Here is a 15,499-nt window from a genome sequence, read left to right as displayed (position 1 = left end):
CGAAAGAATTTTCTTATGAAAACAGAATTGCTGGGTTTATACGCTGAAACTTCCATCCACGCCGGTGCCAACGGTTCAACCAGCGTGATTGATTTGCCGATCATGCGCGAAGCGCATACCGGCTGGCCGTGTGTGTTTGGCTCGGCCATGAAAGGCGCGATGCGCGCCAAAGCGGAAAAGCGCGCCAAAGCAGAAAAAAATGAGCTTGAAGAATCGCTGTTAAATATCGTGTTTGGCCCTAGCAGCACTGAGCACGCCGGTGCTGTGGCCGTGGGCGATGCACGTTTGTTGTTGTTACCCGTTCGTAGCCTCACCAGTCATTTTAAATGGGTGACTTGCCCTTCTTTGTTGCGCCGTGCGTTTAACGATGCCAAGCGCGTCGGCAAGGCTACGCCTGACGCGGTTCTGAAAACCATCGCCGCCGCCGGACTGACCGAAGACAGCGCTTTGCAAGTTGGCAAAGCAGGGGTTTTGTATTTGGAAGAATTCCAATGCAAGACGCAACAAACCGATTTGGATGCTTTGGTTACTTGGTTAGCGGGTTTTGTGCCGACAGAAGAAGACTTTGCCGAGCGTTTGAAAGCCCAACTGGTGATTGTTCACGACGATTTGTTTGCGCATCTGGCACAACACGCCACACCGGTCAGCCCGCACATTGCCATCAACAACGAAACCAAAACTGTAGTAGGTGGCATGCTGTGGTACGAAGAAACCCTGCCGCCCGAAACGCTGATGTATTTGACCGTGGCGGCCAATAATTCTCGCAACAAAGAATTAAAAATCGCTGCGGATGAAGTGTTGGATAGTTTGTTGTCCTTGTTCCCCGAATCTGCGCCTTATCTGCAAATTGGTGGCAACGAAACCGTGGGCATGGGCTGGTGCCGTGTGTCAGCGGTCAAAGGAGTTTAAGCCATGACGACAAACATCACGCAAACCCTGCAACAACAACGCGCCGCCCACGCGCTGAAAGAAGTCAAATCACTGGCTCCTGATGATAGTAATCATCAACCCAAAGCTTCAGCATCTGAACTCAAAGCGCGAGCCTCTGAGCTGCCGTTCATGATCCACACCAACGGCTTGGGGCAGGCCGCTGCTTTCTTCAAAAGCAAAAAAGACAAAGACGGCTATGACCATCTGTATCGTATTCTCAGCAGTTGGTTGACCAGCGAAGGCCGTCCGTTTGCCGGTCATCAAGATTTAATGCAGGCCATCACCAGCGCTGATATGCACTTGTATCGGGTGGCGCAAGCTGAAGCCATGCACTACATGGACTGGGTGAAGAAATTCGCCAAGGCCTACCTCTAAGGGGAAACCGTATGCCAGTTCCGTTTTACAGGTCGCCAGAAGGGCAACATCCGCGCACATTGCCCAACGACAGTAAACCCAATCTTGGGCTGTGGTTCAACCGTTTTTACAATTCGTTTGATGCAGAAGATTGGTCGGTTGACGATTCAGGCAAAAAAGCATGGATTGAAACTGTCAGTGCCGCCCGTGGCGATCCCAAAGTGTTGGAAGCGGCCGCCGCTCGATTGGAAAAACTCGCCACCGGCTTGGGCGCACAATGCAAAGACTTCAAAACCGAATGGCACCTTGCCACGGGTTTGGGCTTGAATCATCCGGTCGAAAATGGCTTTACATGGCATCACACCTTGGGGGTGCCGTATTTACCAGCGTCAGGTGTCAAAGGCATGTTACGCGGTTGGGTCGAAGCGTGGATGGAACATGCCGATGATGCAAGTCGTAATGCCCAAATTACCCGTTGGTTTGGGGCGGTTAAAGGTGAATTGGAGCAAACCGAAAACCACATTGGCAATTTGATTTTCTTTGATGCCATTCCCAGTAGCGTGGTTACGCTTAAATGCGACATCATGACCCCGCACATGGGTAAATGGTATGAAAAAGGTGCAGACATCACTGAACCACATTATGCCGAGAGTTTACCTGCTGATTGGCATAGTCCAGTGCCGGTGCCTTTTTTGGTGGTGAGCAATGCCACGTTCCGTTTTGTGATTGCACCGCGTTTAAGTGGTAATGCCGAGAAAGACGCGCAAGCTAAAGCCGATGCACAAGAGGCGATGGTTCAGCTTGGTGATGCGTTGCAATGGATGGGTGCCGGTGCGAAAACGGCCGCTGGCTATGGCCGCATGATTAAAATAACGAGTGCTATTGCTAGCTCTTCTAGTACCACTACTTGGAATGATGCCCTTGTTAAGTATGATAAGAGTAGTGGTTCGCTTACAGTGACGAACAAGACAGACAAGAAAAGCACGACACCACTAAAAGGAGCACAGTCTAAAAAATTGTTTGAATCTTTTAGTGAATCGGCGCAGAAGCTGTTAAAAGAAGGGAAAAAATCACTTTCTGTCCGAGCAGAAGTGATGATCAAAGGCAATCAAAGTGATTTAATAAAAATAGATCCATTGCCCTGATTTTTTTGTGGTCGATGGCAATTGAGTCATCGGCCACCTCAATTAAAAACTGATGCAACACAATTTGTCTGTTTTTATTGTCAATGTGTCGCGATCCTGCGCTTGCATCCGACAAGCTGATAGTAGCTTATCTAAGATTTCTCTCTATCTGCTCAACTACCTCCAAAATAAATCTTCTCTTTGGCAGATTCCGGTCGTTGCAAGAACGTACAGCGCCTATCTGCCATCTCTGCACAAACCTGTGGGAAAAGTGTCACGCAGAATTTTTCCCAGACCTCCATGCCACGCCGAGCCGACATGAAGCTAGGCGTTTATCCCTAAGCCGCGTGCTTGGCAACGCAGTTGTAGAGCACGAAGCTGTGCTATCTCCTTAAAAGAAATGCTCCGAAAGACTTGATGTTGAGCTCATAAGAGTCATCGCGTGGCTCATTCAATCATTGATCAAAACCAAACGGTGACAAGCTTGTTAAAAACAGGCTGTTGCCGTTTTTTATTACAGTTCGTTCTGTTGGCAACAAAGTGAAAAAGAAAAAATGAAAAGATAACAAACACTATTTTGTATTAAAAATATTGCTTTGTTAAGAAAAATTTACCTTGGTTTCTTGGAGAGAGACATGATGGACAGCACAGCGACCCAATACCTTGCAAGCAAGGAAACCAATAAAAAAATCTTGTGTCAATTTGTGTTTGATACATCTGCTTCAATGGCAGGAAAACCTTTGGCTGACTTAAAGCAAGGTATCGCACAGTTTATTTCCCTGTCGAAAAATAATTCGCATATTCATAAGACATTTGAACTGGGTATGATCGTTGCTGCTGGGCGTGTACACGAAATACAACCGTTAATAGAAATAGAGAAAGTCACCCATCCCACCCTATTTGCGTGTGGTGGTGCACCTTTAGGTCAAGCGATGGCGTTGGCTCAACACCGTTTATATCTCAGAAAGCATCAGCTACTGAGAAAAGGTGTGACGTCTGTTGCATCTCATTTAATCCTTATCAGCGATGGTATGCCAACGGATAACTGGCTGACTGTTGCTGCTCAATTAAAACAGCAAGCAGAACTAGGCAATATTTCCGTGTTAGCGGTTGGCTTACCAGGTTCAAATTTACACATGCTAAGCCAGTTTTCACAACATCCGGCCAAGTCGATTGCTTTTTCTGAGTTAACAGCATTCTTTCACTGGCTTGCCATTTTACTAACGCAAAAAATCAAGTAATTCTTTGCAAGTGACAAGCTTGTCATTCTGAAAAAAATCGGTGTTTTATTTAAGCTGTGTTTATCCAGTTTTCTCGTGATAGGGGTCATCATGTAATTTTCTATTTGAGGTTGTATCTATTTGAGATTGTGAATATTTTTCTTTTTTTCAAATTGGGAGTTTGGCCATGTTTAATTTTTCTGCCCTCGTTGAAAGCACTGCAAAACAAGAAGCGAAAAGCGATCTGATTGATAATCCTTAAGCAGCTATTGTGCCTGCACAGGTAAAATCAGCGACTTATCGTGGGACGAACAGTGTTTAGCATTTTTGATCACCTTTTCAAATCGGAAACCTAACCGTCTGCTGGCTTGGCACTTTGGCCATGCAGCGTAAAAATAATGGTTCGGTTATCCAGTATGACAGCCATTGATGGAGTGTGGGGAGGGGTTGTTCGGCGAACCAGATGGGATCGATGGCGGCAAATTGGCGGATGAAAGGGAAAATTGCGATATCAGTCGCACAAGCCTGTTCTCCGCCAAGAAATCGGCTGGCGCTGAGGCGAGTTGCGAGAGGTTGTAACAGACATGCCATCGCTTGCTGTCGATGGGTCTCGCGGCCTTGGCTATCGGCAAAACGTTCCGGGTATTTATAACGGTCGAGGTGATATTTAAATTCGCCATCATTGGTATGCAACAAGGCAAGATTGTCTGTGCTTTGTGCTGCTTGCCACCAATGGCAGACATCATTTTGTTGTAAAGCCCATTGAATAATGTCCCAGCTCTGGTCAATGACTGTGCCATCCGGTAGGCATAAGACAGGCACAGTGCCTTTTGGCGAGGCGGCTAGCATGGCGGCTGGTTTGTCTTTCAGCACAATTTCGTGAATATCAAACACAATATTCGCAATTAACAGACTGATTCTAGCACGCATAGCATAAGGACAACGGCGGTAGCTATAAAGCAGAGGTCGAGAAGTCATCATCGAGTGTCATTCACCTTTTTCGATTTTTAAATCATACCCTAGCTTAATTGACCGCTGTTGATGCTATGCACAAAAGGGTTTTGAGAAAATTGCCAGAGAAAAATTCTGGTAATATCTGATACAAATAAAATTTCCCTGATTGAGAGGGCGGTATGTCTGAGTATTGTGGTTTAACGATTCTCCACGCCAATCGTATGGAAGCGCTGCGTGAAGTGGTTTTCGGTTGGATAAAACAACATCCTCTTACCCACCCTCTTAGTCATGAAGTTATCTTGACTCATAGCCACGGTATGGCGCATTGGCTGAAATTAGAGTTTGCGAATCAACACCGCATCGCAGCAGCGTTAGCGTTCAAACTGCCTTCAGAATTTTTATGGCATAGCTACCGCACTGTGCTCGGAAAAGAGGACGTGCCGTTACAGTCTGCTTTTGATAAAAAACAACTGCAATGGCACTTGTACCGCCATCTACCCGAGTGGATTACACAACATCCTGATGATTTCGCTGCCCTTGGGCGCTTTTTAGAACGTGATGACGATGGGCGTAAACGCCATCAACTTGCGCTACAGCTGGCAGATTTGTTCGACCAATATCAAGTGTATCGTGCAGATTGGCTGACTGATTGGAGTGAAGAAAAATATCAGCTCCGGTTAGCGAACGGCCATATTACACCACTCACCGACAGCCAACATTGGCAAGTGAAACTCTGGCTCAAACTGAATCAAACGCTGTTAGAACAAATTAACACCCACCGAGCCGCCATCCATCCGAAGTTTCTTTCTACACTTGAAACCCTGTCTCAGCGGCCAGCAGGCTTACCAGAACGCATTATTGTATTCGGCATTTCTTCTCTGCCTGCCCAAGTGGTGGAAGCCCTCCATGCCCTAGGCAAACATTGCCACATCATTATGGCGGTGCTCAACCCGTGCCGACATTATTGGGCCGATATTGTTGAAGTGCGTACCATTCTGCAACGCGAAGTGCGCCGCCGCCATAACAAACGGCCGGGGGTGCCAGAGATAAACGACCCAGAATTATTGCATTTGCATGGACATCCTTTACTTGCTGCATGGGGGCGGCAAGGGCGCGACTTTATCGAGTTGTTAGATCAATATGATCAACAAGCGTACTCTGAACAGCAAAAAATTCTATTCAGCAAAATCGACTTGTTTGATGACACCGAACCATCCGAACAGGCTCCGTTACTGCAAAAGCTACAGTGGTCGATTGTCGATTTAGAACCCCCGGTTGACACACCCAAACCGCTACCACGTTTGGACGACTCGATTGTTTTTCACAGTGCGCATAGCCCACTGCGCGAAGTGGAAATTTTACATGACCAATTACTGAATCGATTTGAAACAAGTCGCGGTGAGTTGAAGCCGAGTGATGTGATGGTGATGGTGCCGGATATTGATTTATATGCACCTTTTATCCAATCTGTGTTTCGACAGCCTATTGTCACGGCGGATAACAAGTCTTTGACGATCCCGTTTAATCTTGCCGACCGCGCTGACCGCAGTACGGCACCGGTGTTACGAGTGATTGAAGCATTATTACATCTGCCGGAACAACGCTTGCAAGTCAGTGAGTTGTTAGATTGGCTGGATATTCCTGAGTTTGCACAGGCATTTGCGATGGAAAGCCACGAATTGCCTCTGCTGCGGCGTTGGGTTGAAGGGGCGGGGATTCGTTGGGGCTTGGATGGTGAGCATAAAACACGCTTACAACTCCCTTCTGAATCACAAAACAGCTGGTTATTTGGGCTGCACCGGATGTTGTTGGGCTATGCGATGGAAGAGGACGGGGCATGGTCAGACGTCTATCCTTATCCGGAAATCGGCGGATTAGAGGCTGAATTGATCGGTAAGCTGGCGCAGTGTCTGCGGATATTGGGTCAATACAGCCAAGCACTGACTCAAACGTATTTACCGACACAATGGCAAACCCTGCTCGGACAGTTATTACAAGACTGCATTGTGGCAGAGGATGAGTTCACCCAAGCATTATTAGAAAAATTTACCCAAAGTGTGACTGACTGGGTGCTGGCTTGTGATCAGGCAGGGATTGATCATCCTATTCCGCTGGCGGTGGTGCGCGAAGTGGTATTACAAGGGTTTACGGATACCAGTGTGGCATTGCAGTTTATGTCGGGTTTTGTCACGTTTGGGACATTGATGCCCATGCGCGCCATTCCGTTTAAACTCATTTGCCTATTGGGAATGAACGACGGCGATTATCCGCGCCAAACCCAGCGCATCGACTTCGATTTGATGGGGCAAGATTACCGCCCCGGCGATCGTTCACGACATGAAGATGATCGCTATTTGTTGCTCGAAGCCCTGCTTTCAGCGAGAAAAGCCTTATATATCAGCTATGTGGGACAAGATAGCCGCGACAACCGGCAGCGTTCCCCGTCCATATTGATTAGCCAACTGCAAAATTACCTCAACCGTACTTGGTGTTGGGGCGATGATCCAAATAAACCCCTCTCGGCACATCTCACGACTGAACACCCGTTACAACCTTTTAGCGTGCGCTACTTTCAAGGAGAACCGTGGTGGACGTATGCCGCACACTGGGAAAGCGTCCATACGCCGTCTGAACAAAACGTTGCTGAAGTGGGAAAACTCGCTGCATACACGCCGCCTGAAAGCATCTCGATACAGCAACTGGCCTATTTCTTTAAAAAGCCCGTCAGTACGTTTTTCTCACAACGGTTACAAATCTATTTTCAGGACAGCGATGCACCGCTCGACTGTGAAGTGTTCGCCTTAAACACGCTGAGCCTTTATCAATTACGTTCACGGGCCTTGAATCAATTATTACGGCGGGCGGATAGTCTCACCGAGCAGGAATTAGCTGAGCGTTGGCAGGCGTTTTGTGCTCAGTTACGAGGCGAAGGCGTCCTACCAGTGGGCGAAGTCGCGGAAGCAGACTTGCGGACATTGGAAGCAGATTTATGGTGTGGTTTCCGGTTGTGGCAGCAAGCGGCAGAACAGTGGCCAAGAGAAATGGAAGATGTGGCGCATCTATCCTTTACTTATGAACACGGCGCTGCCCAAAAACAGGTGATTGAGGCGGATATAAAACATTGTCGGATCAGCGAAAATTCAGCACAGCAAGCGGTCTTTTATGTGTTGCCCGATGCGATCCGAAGAAAAGAACGGCTGTTTAATTTAAAAGCCGTGGCAACGTATTGGCCATTGCATCTATTGGCTAGTGCTAATGGACGGCCATTATCAACGGTGCTGATTGCACCAAAAGACAACTGTTATTTTGTGTGGGAACCGCTTGCCCCCTCTGTCGCACAAGATGCCTTACACCGCTTATGTCAGTTATGGCTAGAGGCCATGCAACACCCGCTTCCGGTAGCGATTAAGACCGCCGGCGTGTATTTGGCGAGTGAGGGGCAGGAAGATAACCCGGAAAAATGGAAAAAGCAGGCAAAAACCGAATATGAAGGGGATGTTTACAACAACCGCGTAGGTGAGGTGAGACAAGAGGCAGCCTTGGCGCGGGCATGGCCAAGTTGGGAACAACTGTTAGCCGCCGGTTTTGAACACTATGCGTATGGGTTGTATCACCTGTGTTACACGGCGTTATCGAATGCGCCGTGTTATCCGCTTGATGACTAAAAACCCCCTTTAAACAACATTTAGCGCCATCGTATGCAAGTACCGTAGGGCTGATAAGCGTCCTAATCCACCAAGCCAGAGGGGTTGGTCCGATGACCACATGCTGCAACCTACGGGGCTTAATCAACAACAATGGAAATACCATGTCCCAGATCACAACAGAATCAATCAAAAAGCTGGATTTATTAACCTTTCCGCTGGCTGGAAATCATTTAATCGAAGCCAGCGCAGGGACAGGTAAAACCTATACGATTGCCAGCCTTTATGTGCGTTTAATTCTTGGCGCTGCTGATGAAAACGACAGCGATAGCCCAATACCGCCCCAAATGCCGTCATCGATTTTGGTGGTCACTTTTACCGAGGCGGCCACGGAAGAATTGCGTGATCGAATCCGGCGGCGCTTAGAACAAGCTGCTGCAGTTTTTCGATCACCACTCAATCATGACGATCCATTTTTGCAACAACTGCGCCAGCGGTACGCCCAAGACGACCCCAAAAAAGCGGCGGCTTTCGCTTATCGTCTTGATCAAGCGGCACAAGCGATGGACCAAGCCGCCATTTATACCATTCATGCTTTTTGCCAAAAAATGCTGCGTACGCACGCTTTTGATAGCCAAAGTCTGTTTGAGCTTAAGGTGAATACAGATGATATTGAGCTGAAACAAGAGGCGGCCCGTGATTACTGGCGCGTTCATGTGCAAACACTGCAAGAGCCGTTGTTACAAAGCGCACTGACCATCTTAGGTAACGATCCTCTTAATGTACTTAATCAAGTGCGGCCGTTATTAACCCGAGGGACACTGGATCTCAACCAGCCGCCTACCACATCGTTGGCGGCGGCCATTTCTCAAATCGACGCTGTCTATTGCCAACGCCTTGCCGCACTGCGGCGGCCGTGGCGGGAAGGTTGGTTAGATGCGCTGACAACCGCTTTGACCCAAACTGATACGGAAAAACAATTCAATGGTAGCCGCATTAAATCGGAAAAACTGCAGGGATGGCTCAGTGATCTAGCGATATGGGTGAATAGCGACCAAGCACAACCATTGTTACCCGCCCCTGTCCCTACGAAAAAAGAAGAAGGTTTCTGGAAATATCTATCACCCAACGGTATTGCCGCTGCCTTGAAGAAGAACTGTGTCTTAATAACCAACCATCCAGATCAGGTGAATGCCGCGCTTGCTGCGCTCGCTGAATTGCCCAGTAAAATCAAGGCTTTGCCTTCATTGACGTTAACGGTATGGCAACATGCCGCGCAATGGATTGGTCATCGGCTGTACCAAGAAAAACAGCGACGGGCAGAAATCGGTTTTGATGACATGATTACGCGCCTTGACCAGGCACTGGCCAACACATCAACCGAGGCAGAAAATCCGCTGGCTAGGGTGTTGCGGTGTCAATTTCCGCTGGCGATGATTGACGAATTTCAAGATACCGACCCCGCACAATATCGCATTTTCTCGACCATCTACCCAGACCAAAACAGCACCGAACACGGTTTATTGTTAATTGGTGACCCTAAACAAGCGATTTATGCGTTTCGTGGGGCGGATATCTTTACTTATATCCATGCCCGCCAAGTCATCCAACCTGCACACCGCACCACCTTAGACACCAACCACCGTTCGACTGCGCCGTTGGTCAAGGCAGTGAATCAGCTCTTCAGTCACGCGGACACCGTCTGGAAAGACGGCGATGGCGTGTTTTTCCATGAGCAAATCCCTTTCTTTCCGGTACAAAGCCGTCACCAATCGCTGGCGCTAACTATCGATAACACACCATTGGCAGCGATAGATTTTCACTTTGTGGCAGGGCTTGATGAGGTCAATTCTACGGACTATCGCTACCTAACGGCGAATCACACTGCCCAGCAAATTGCCAACTGGTTGGCATCACCCGAGCAGGTGCACTTGCCCTGTGGCGATAAGGACGCCACGACACGGCCAATTCGGGCAGAAGATATTGCCATTTTGGTCCGCAGTGGTCGCGAAGCCGACATCATCCGCCAAGCATTAAGCCGTTACGGGGTACGGTCGGTGTATTTATCCGACCGTGATTCCGTTTTTCAGAGCCAACAGGCGGCTGATATGGTGTTGTGGCTTGAAGCTGTAGTTTATCCAGAAGATGGTAACCGCGTTCGTCGTGCCCTTGCGACGCCATCGTTGGCATGGTCATGGCAACAGCTAGAGCAGCTGGTGGTGAATGAAACCTTCTGGGAACAGCAAATCAAGCGTTTTCGGGACTACCGGCTGTTATGGCAAAAAAATGGTGTTTTAGCGATGTTGCGCCAACTGTTGCTAGATGAAGCGGTGCCGCAACGAGTATTGCAAGAAACAGGCGGCGAGCGGGTGATGACCAACTTTTTACACTTGGCTGAACGTCTTCAAGCGGATTCTGCCCATCTTGAAGGCGAACAGGGCTTAATTCGCCATCTCAATCAGCTTATTGAACAGCCGAATTTGCAACAGCAAGAAGCCATTTTGCGTTTAGAAAGCGAAGCCAATTTGGTCAAAGTGGTGACCATCCATAAATCTAAGGGCTTAGAATATCCGGTGGTCTTTTTGCCTTTTGTCTGCGCTATTCGCGTACCGATGCAAAGTCAAACCAGTGCTTTTTTCATTCATCAACCGGACGGCTCACCATGCTTTATTGCCAAAGGGGAAGAGGCCACACCAGCACAGTGGCAACAGTTTGTGACCGAATCACAAGCAGAGGAAATGCGGCTGTTATATGTGGCATTGACCCGTGCTAAATACTATCTGGCTTTAGGTATTGCGGCGGTGGTTAATCGACAAGTTGGCGTCAATCAAACTGCCATTGGCCGGCTATTTGGTATGGCACAACCTTGGCCAGCCGAGCAGTGGTTACATTATCTCCGCCAGTTACAGGATGAGGATCCGGCGTGTTTTGCTGTCTCAACCTCGCCGCGAATGGCAAACGCATCCCGTGCCCAAATAAACGCTGACGACACGTTGACCACCACAGAAGAAGCAAAAAAGTTTACCGGCACTATTGATCATTCGTGGTGGATTGCCAGTTATTCTGCGTTGTTGCCAGATCGCCACCAACGGCACATTTTTAGCCAACCACATCCAGTGATTGAGGATGAAGGCACGGTATCGATGCCTGTGCAGCGTACCCCAACGCCAGTCAATGGGGTATTGCAAGACATTCATCGTTTTGAAGCAGGGCCTCGGGCAGGGGTGTTTTTACACGGTTTATTGCAATGGGCGGCGGAATATGGTTTTGCTGCGGCCTATGCTCATGACCGTGAGCGAAAACGGATAATTGCGCTACGCTGTCAACGCCGTGATTTATCCGAATGGGTAGAGGTGTTCGATGGGTGGTTAAAATTGGTGTTAGATACCCCGCTGTGTTTGGATGAGGCGCTACCCAAACTACGGCTTGCTGATCTGGCTCCTCACCAAGTGCAGACAGAAATGGAATTTATGTTGTCGATTGATGCTGAAGTCAAGACCAGTAAGCTAGAGCAAATGATTCACCCGCTATTTGCTGACGCACCCCGCACGCCGCTTAATCCGCGCACCCTTCACGGCATGTTCAAGGGGTATATTGACTTGGTGATTGAACATGCTGGTCGTTATTTTGTGTTGGACTATAAATCGAACCGCTTGGGAAAAAGTGATGACGACTACCAACCAGCGGCCATGCAAGCGGCGATGCTACAACATCGCTATGATGTGCAAGGCGTTTGCTACACCTTGGCTTTGCATCGTTTGTTACAAAACCGACTGACAAATTACCAACCACAAAACCACTTAGGCGGTTTTGTCTGTTTCTTTATAAGAGGGATCGAGTCTGCTTCTCAAGGGCTCATGGTCAAACAACCTTCGCCTACCTTGATTTCACAACTCGATCAGTTGTTCAGTGGCCGTTAAGTGTGGGACGTCGGATATGCGCAGTAGGGCGGTTTTGCGAGAAGCAAACCGCCAAATGATACTACGCTGACTGAGCTGGTTTCCCGTCGAGCGGCAGGGTAATCTGCATTACGGTGCCAGATGGGATGTTATCAAACACCTCAATTTTTCCGTGATGTAATTGAACAATTCGCCACACAATATTGAGCCCTAAACCACGGGTTTTTTCCTCTGTACCAGATACATAGCGTTTAAAGACCTCGCCTTTTTTCGCATCACTAATGCCCAAACCAAGGTCTTTGACAGCAATTTCTACCCTATCCTCATGTTCTTGCACCGTAACTGTGATTGGGCTGTTATCGACTTGGCTATGTGATAGCGCGTTATCAATCAGATTATCGATGGCGATAGCGAATAAGGCGGCATCAACGGTGAGGCTGATATTGTGTGAAGGATGAATCAGTTCGATTTTGCGATGGGGATGCAATAGTTGGTAGTGGTTAATACTGCAATTCAGCAACGACCACAGCTCAACCGGATAAATTGCCTCATCCAAACCGACCTCCGCCCGAAAGCGGTGTTGTTGCAATAAATCTTCTGTTAAATCATTCAGCCGCCAACTGCTGACCCGCAGCCGTTGTAGTCTTTCTTGTGCGGTTGGTGGCAGCTCATGGTGTAACAACAATAAGGAATCAATGCTCGATTTAATCATCGCGCTATGGTTGCGAAACTCATGCGCCAACAATTCTAAAAAGTGCAAAGTACGATAGTCGGTCACTTCTTGCACCTCGCCTTGCTGCGGTATTCTGCTTCGAGGTTCAAGTAATTGCTCCTGACTGATCAAACTATCAGCAAGGTCTGACATGCGTTTTGCCGCATAACGCATATTATCCACCCGCTGTAATACCGCTATCGGTAGGTCATGACCAACAATCCGTAATGAATCTAAGCTTGCCTGAATTTGTGCTAACGGTGTGCGAAACTCATGTGAAGCAGTGGACAGAATCGTTCGTTGTATCGCTTCATTTTCTCTTAACGCCTGTACCCACGTGGCTAATTCCTCATCATCTTGTCGTTTGGCTAATAACAGAAAACCAAAACCATTGATAATCAGCGTGATATAGGCCATAAAATAAATGCCAAAATTTGCCCAATTCATCTGAAAACGAACTAATTCGCCAATAAATATGCCGTAATAGACGCGCAGGAACATTGAAGTTGCCGCCAGTAAATTCACAATGCCAATCACCCATATCAGGCCAGAGCGTTGCGGATAAGAAAACAGCAAGATAGAAACACCGAATAATAATGAACCAATCACGGTAGAGAGCCACAATAAACGCGGCCCTTGGCTGGTTTCTGCAATGGCAATCGACAGCAGGATAACAAGTGAAATAAGACAAAACGGCCATAGCTTTTTCAGCCAAGAGGGTTTGTTGAGTAACAAGCAATACGCTGCAAATTCTGTTGCAATCCCAGTGATTTGTAAGACGTTACCTATCACCGGTGGGATTTGATGTGGCAGGAAAATCTGAGAGAAATTGAATAAAAACCCTGCACTCAGCAAGACTTTGGCACTGCACCAAACCTTTAATGCTTTTTGTGTCGATCTTGATTTTTTAATATACAAAAAGACTAAAATAGCAAAAATCAAATTGCCAAGGCCGCTAGTAAAGGTTAGAGTAGGCAAGTGTATGTTCATATTCTAAAGTGCCACTTTTAAATGGAATTATTCCAAGATTATAAAATTGCTTTGGTCGAAGATGAGGATATCTTAAGAAAAGAATTGGCTTTTCAACTAAGATATTTGGGCTTTGCGACTGAAGAATTCTCAAGTGCCGCACAATTTTACCGCAGATTATGTGTTCAAAGCTTTATCGCGGTGATTTTAGACATTGGTTTGGTGGGTGAAGATGGTTTGTCAGTTGCGCGATACCTGCGGCAACATAGAAAAGACATAGGCATTATTTTTGTCACTGCCCGCAGTTTGCGCGAAAATAAAATCGAAGGCTTCGAATCTGGCGCAGATTATTACTTTGTCAAGCCGATTGATATTATGGAGCTCTCGCTAGCGATCCGGCGCATTGTGGAACGGATGAATGGGGAATTACCGCAGGCCTTACAACATGCCGTGCCTACTGCAGAAGTATTAGTCTGTGGTGCTTGGTTGTTAGACGAATCATCTGGCCAGTTGGTGTTTTTACCGCAAGAGAACAGTATTACCCTGTCGCTCGCAGAAAGTCATTTAATAAAAACTCTATTTCTTGCCCAAGGTAAAGTAGTAGAACATAAGACATTTCTAGTTGAAATGGGTTTGGAAGAAGGCGAAGTGGGAAAACACCGCTTAGAGGTGATGGTCAGCCGCTTGCGGCATAAAGTGCGCCGTCAATTAAATGTGGATATTCCAATTCAAGTGCGGCGCGGTATTGGCTATTACATGACCGCTGAATGAGATGTGCTCATTCATGCTTTTGGTTCAGTGCATGGCAATATAGCGGTCCGGTCGGTGATAAAACCCAATCACCAGACTGAGCGCAGCGGCACCGATAAGAGAACCGATGAGTGCCGGCAGACTGACCATAAATAACGACGAAAGCAACACCAGTAAGTCCACACCAAACTGAACTTTGCCAGCGCGGATGGCATAACGTTGTTGCAAGTATAGGGTGAGGATATTGATGCCGCCGACGCTGGCTTTGTGTCGAAATAGGGCAATCAATCCCATACCAATTAACAGCCCACCCAACAGGCCGGTGTAGTACGGATTCAGTTCACCTTCAAACGGTAAAAAGGTTTGATGTAATCCAGCAAACACTGATACCAGACTCACTGCAATAAAGGTGCGTAGGGTAAATGTCCAGCCCATCTGCCGCACTGCCAACCAGTAAAAGGGTAGGTTGATGAGAAAAAACCACAGTCCAAACGGTTGTCCAAATTGGTAGTGCAATAAAAAGGCAACGCCTGCTGTGCTGCCCGTGAGTAAACCCGCTTGGCCAAACATCGCCATGCCAAAACCAATAAAAGAAGTCCCAATCAACATTGCCAGCACGTCTTCTGGCCAGGTGTGAGCAAGTGGATTGTGTCCTTCTTTGCTCAGGCACTTGGAATCGGTCATCATGTGTATACCGCCCACGCAGAAAAATTCATTATTTACGGTCAGTGTGTGGTACACCATGACCGCCCCACGGAAATATAAGCAATATTCTTGCCATGAAATCATTATACGCGGGTTTTAAATTTTGCATTGTGACCAAATGAAAAACCTCCCCAAACGGGGGAGGTGCAAAGTGGGTAGAGCTATTGCAGTCGGTAGGTGCTGTCACCCCGAAGGGGCGACGCACCATGAGTTGTTGGTATTTCTGAAAAAAATTGGG

At 47.6% G+C, this 15,499-nt stretch carries 10 protein-coding genes; 7 read left to right on the top strand and 3 right to left on the bottom strand.

The window, feature by feature from the left end:
- The first annotated feature begins 15 nt into the window (after positions 1-15).
- The 4 genes from cmr4 (at position 16) to ACYVJG_RS03455 (ending at position 3,649) form a co-directional block, all read left to right on the top strand.
- Entirely contained in the window at positions 16-909 is an 894-nt protein-coding gene (cmr4, locus tag ACYVJG_RS03470) for a type III-B CRISPR module RAMP protein Cmr4 (protein ID WP_460429803.1), read from the top strand.
- 3 nt (positions 910-912) lie between these two features.
- On the top strand, positions 913-1,305 hold the full coding sequence (cmr5, locus tag ACYVJG_RS03465; RefSeq protein ID WP_460429802.1) for a type III-B CRISPR module-associated protein Cmr5: 393 nt from the start codon (positions 913-915) through the stop codon (positions 1,303-1,305).
- Between the two features lie 11 nt (positions 1,306-1,316).
- On the top strand, positions 1,317-2,429 hold the full coding sequence (gene cmr6 / locus ACYVJG_RS03460) for a type III-B CRISPR module RAMP protein Cmr6 (protein WP_460429801.1): 1,113 nt from the start codon (positions 1,317-1,319) through the stop codon (positions 2,427-2,429).
- Between the two features lie 614 nt (positions 2,430-3,043).
- Positions 3,044-3,649 carry a vWA domain-containing protein gene (locus ACYVJG_RS03455; RefSeq protein ID WP_460429800.1) on the top strand — a complete coding sequence of 202 codons (606 nt, stop codon included), beginning with the start codon at positions 3,044-3,046 and terminating at the stop codon, positions 3,647-3,649.
- A gap of 318 nt (positions 3,650-3,967) precedes the next feature.
- On the opposite strand, the gene ACYVJG_RS03450 is transcribed toward ACYVJG_RS03455, so the two are convergent.
- Complete coding sequence (locus tag ACYVJG_RS03450) at positions 3,968-4,609, bottom strand: glutathione S-transferase (protein ID WP_460429799.1); 642 nt, start codon at positions 4,607-4,609, stop codon at positions 3,968-3,970.
- Positions 4,610-4,761: 152 nt separating this feature from the next.
- Between ACYVJG_RS03450 and recC the strand changes: the two genes are divergently transcribed.
- Both recC and recB read left to right on the top strand, forming a co-directional pair.
- Positions 4,762-8,247 carry an exodeoxyribonuclease V subunit gamma gene (gene recC / locus ACYVJG_RS03445; protein WP_460429798.1) on the top strand — a complete coding sequence of 1,162 codons (3,486 nt, stop codon included), beginning with the start codon at positions 4,762-4,764 and terminating at the stop codon, positions 8,245-8,247.
- 143 nt (positions 8,248-8,390) lie between these two features.
- Entirely contained in the window at positions 8,391-12,146 is a 3,756-nt protein-coding gene (gene recB / locus ACYVJG_RS03440; RefSeq protein WP_460429797.1) for an exodeoxyribonuclease V subunit beta, read from the top strand.
- A 61-nt stretch (positions 12,147-12,207) separates the two neighbouring features.
- Here the strand turns inward: recB and ACYVJG_RS03435 are convergent, their stop codons facing one another.
- Positions 12,208-13,629, bottom strand: a complete 1,422-nt coding sequence (locus tag ACYVJG_RS03435) for an ATP-binding protein (RefSeq protein ID WP_460429796.1) — start codon at positions 13,627-13,629, stop codon at positions 12,208-12,210.
- A 219-nt stretch (positions 13,630-13,848) separates the two neighbouring features.
- Between ACYVJG_RS03435 and ACYVJG_RS03430 the strand changes: the two genes are divergently transcribed.
- Positions 13,849-14,577, top strand: a complete 729-nt coding sequence (locus tag ACYVJG_RS03430; RefSeq protein ID WP_460429795.1) for a response regulator transcription factor — start codon at positions 13,849-13,851, stop codon at positions 14,575-14,577.
- 24 nt (positions 14,578-14,601) lie between these two features.
- Here ACYVJG_RS03430 and ACYVJG_RS03425 read toward each other — a convergent pair whose 3' ends face one another.
- Entirely contained in the window at positions 14,602-15,243 is a 642-nt protein-coding gene (locus tag ACYVJG_RS03425; RefSeq protein WP_460429794.1) for a YitT family protein, read from the bottom strand.
- Positions 15,244-15,499 lie beyond the last annotated feature (256 nt).

The sequence above is a fragment of the Aquaspirillum soli genome, assembly GCF_054781915.1.
Note: the sequence above shows the minus strand (reverse complement) of the source record. Positions and strands in the feature narration are given on the sequence as shown.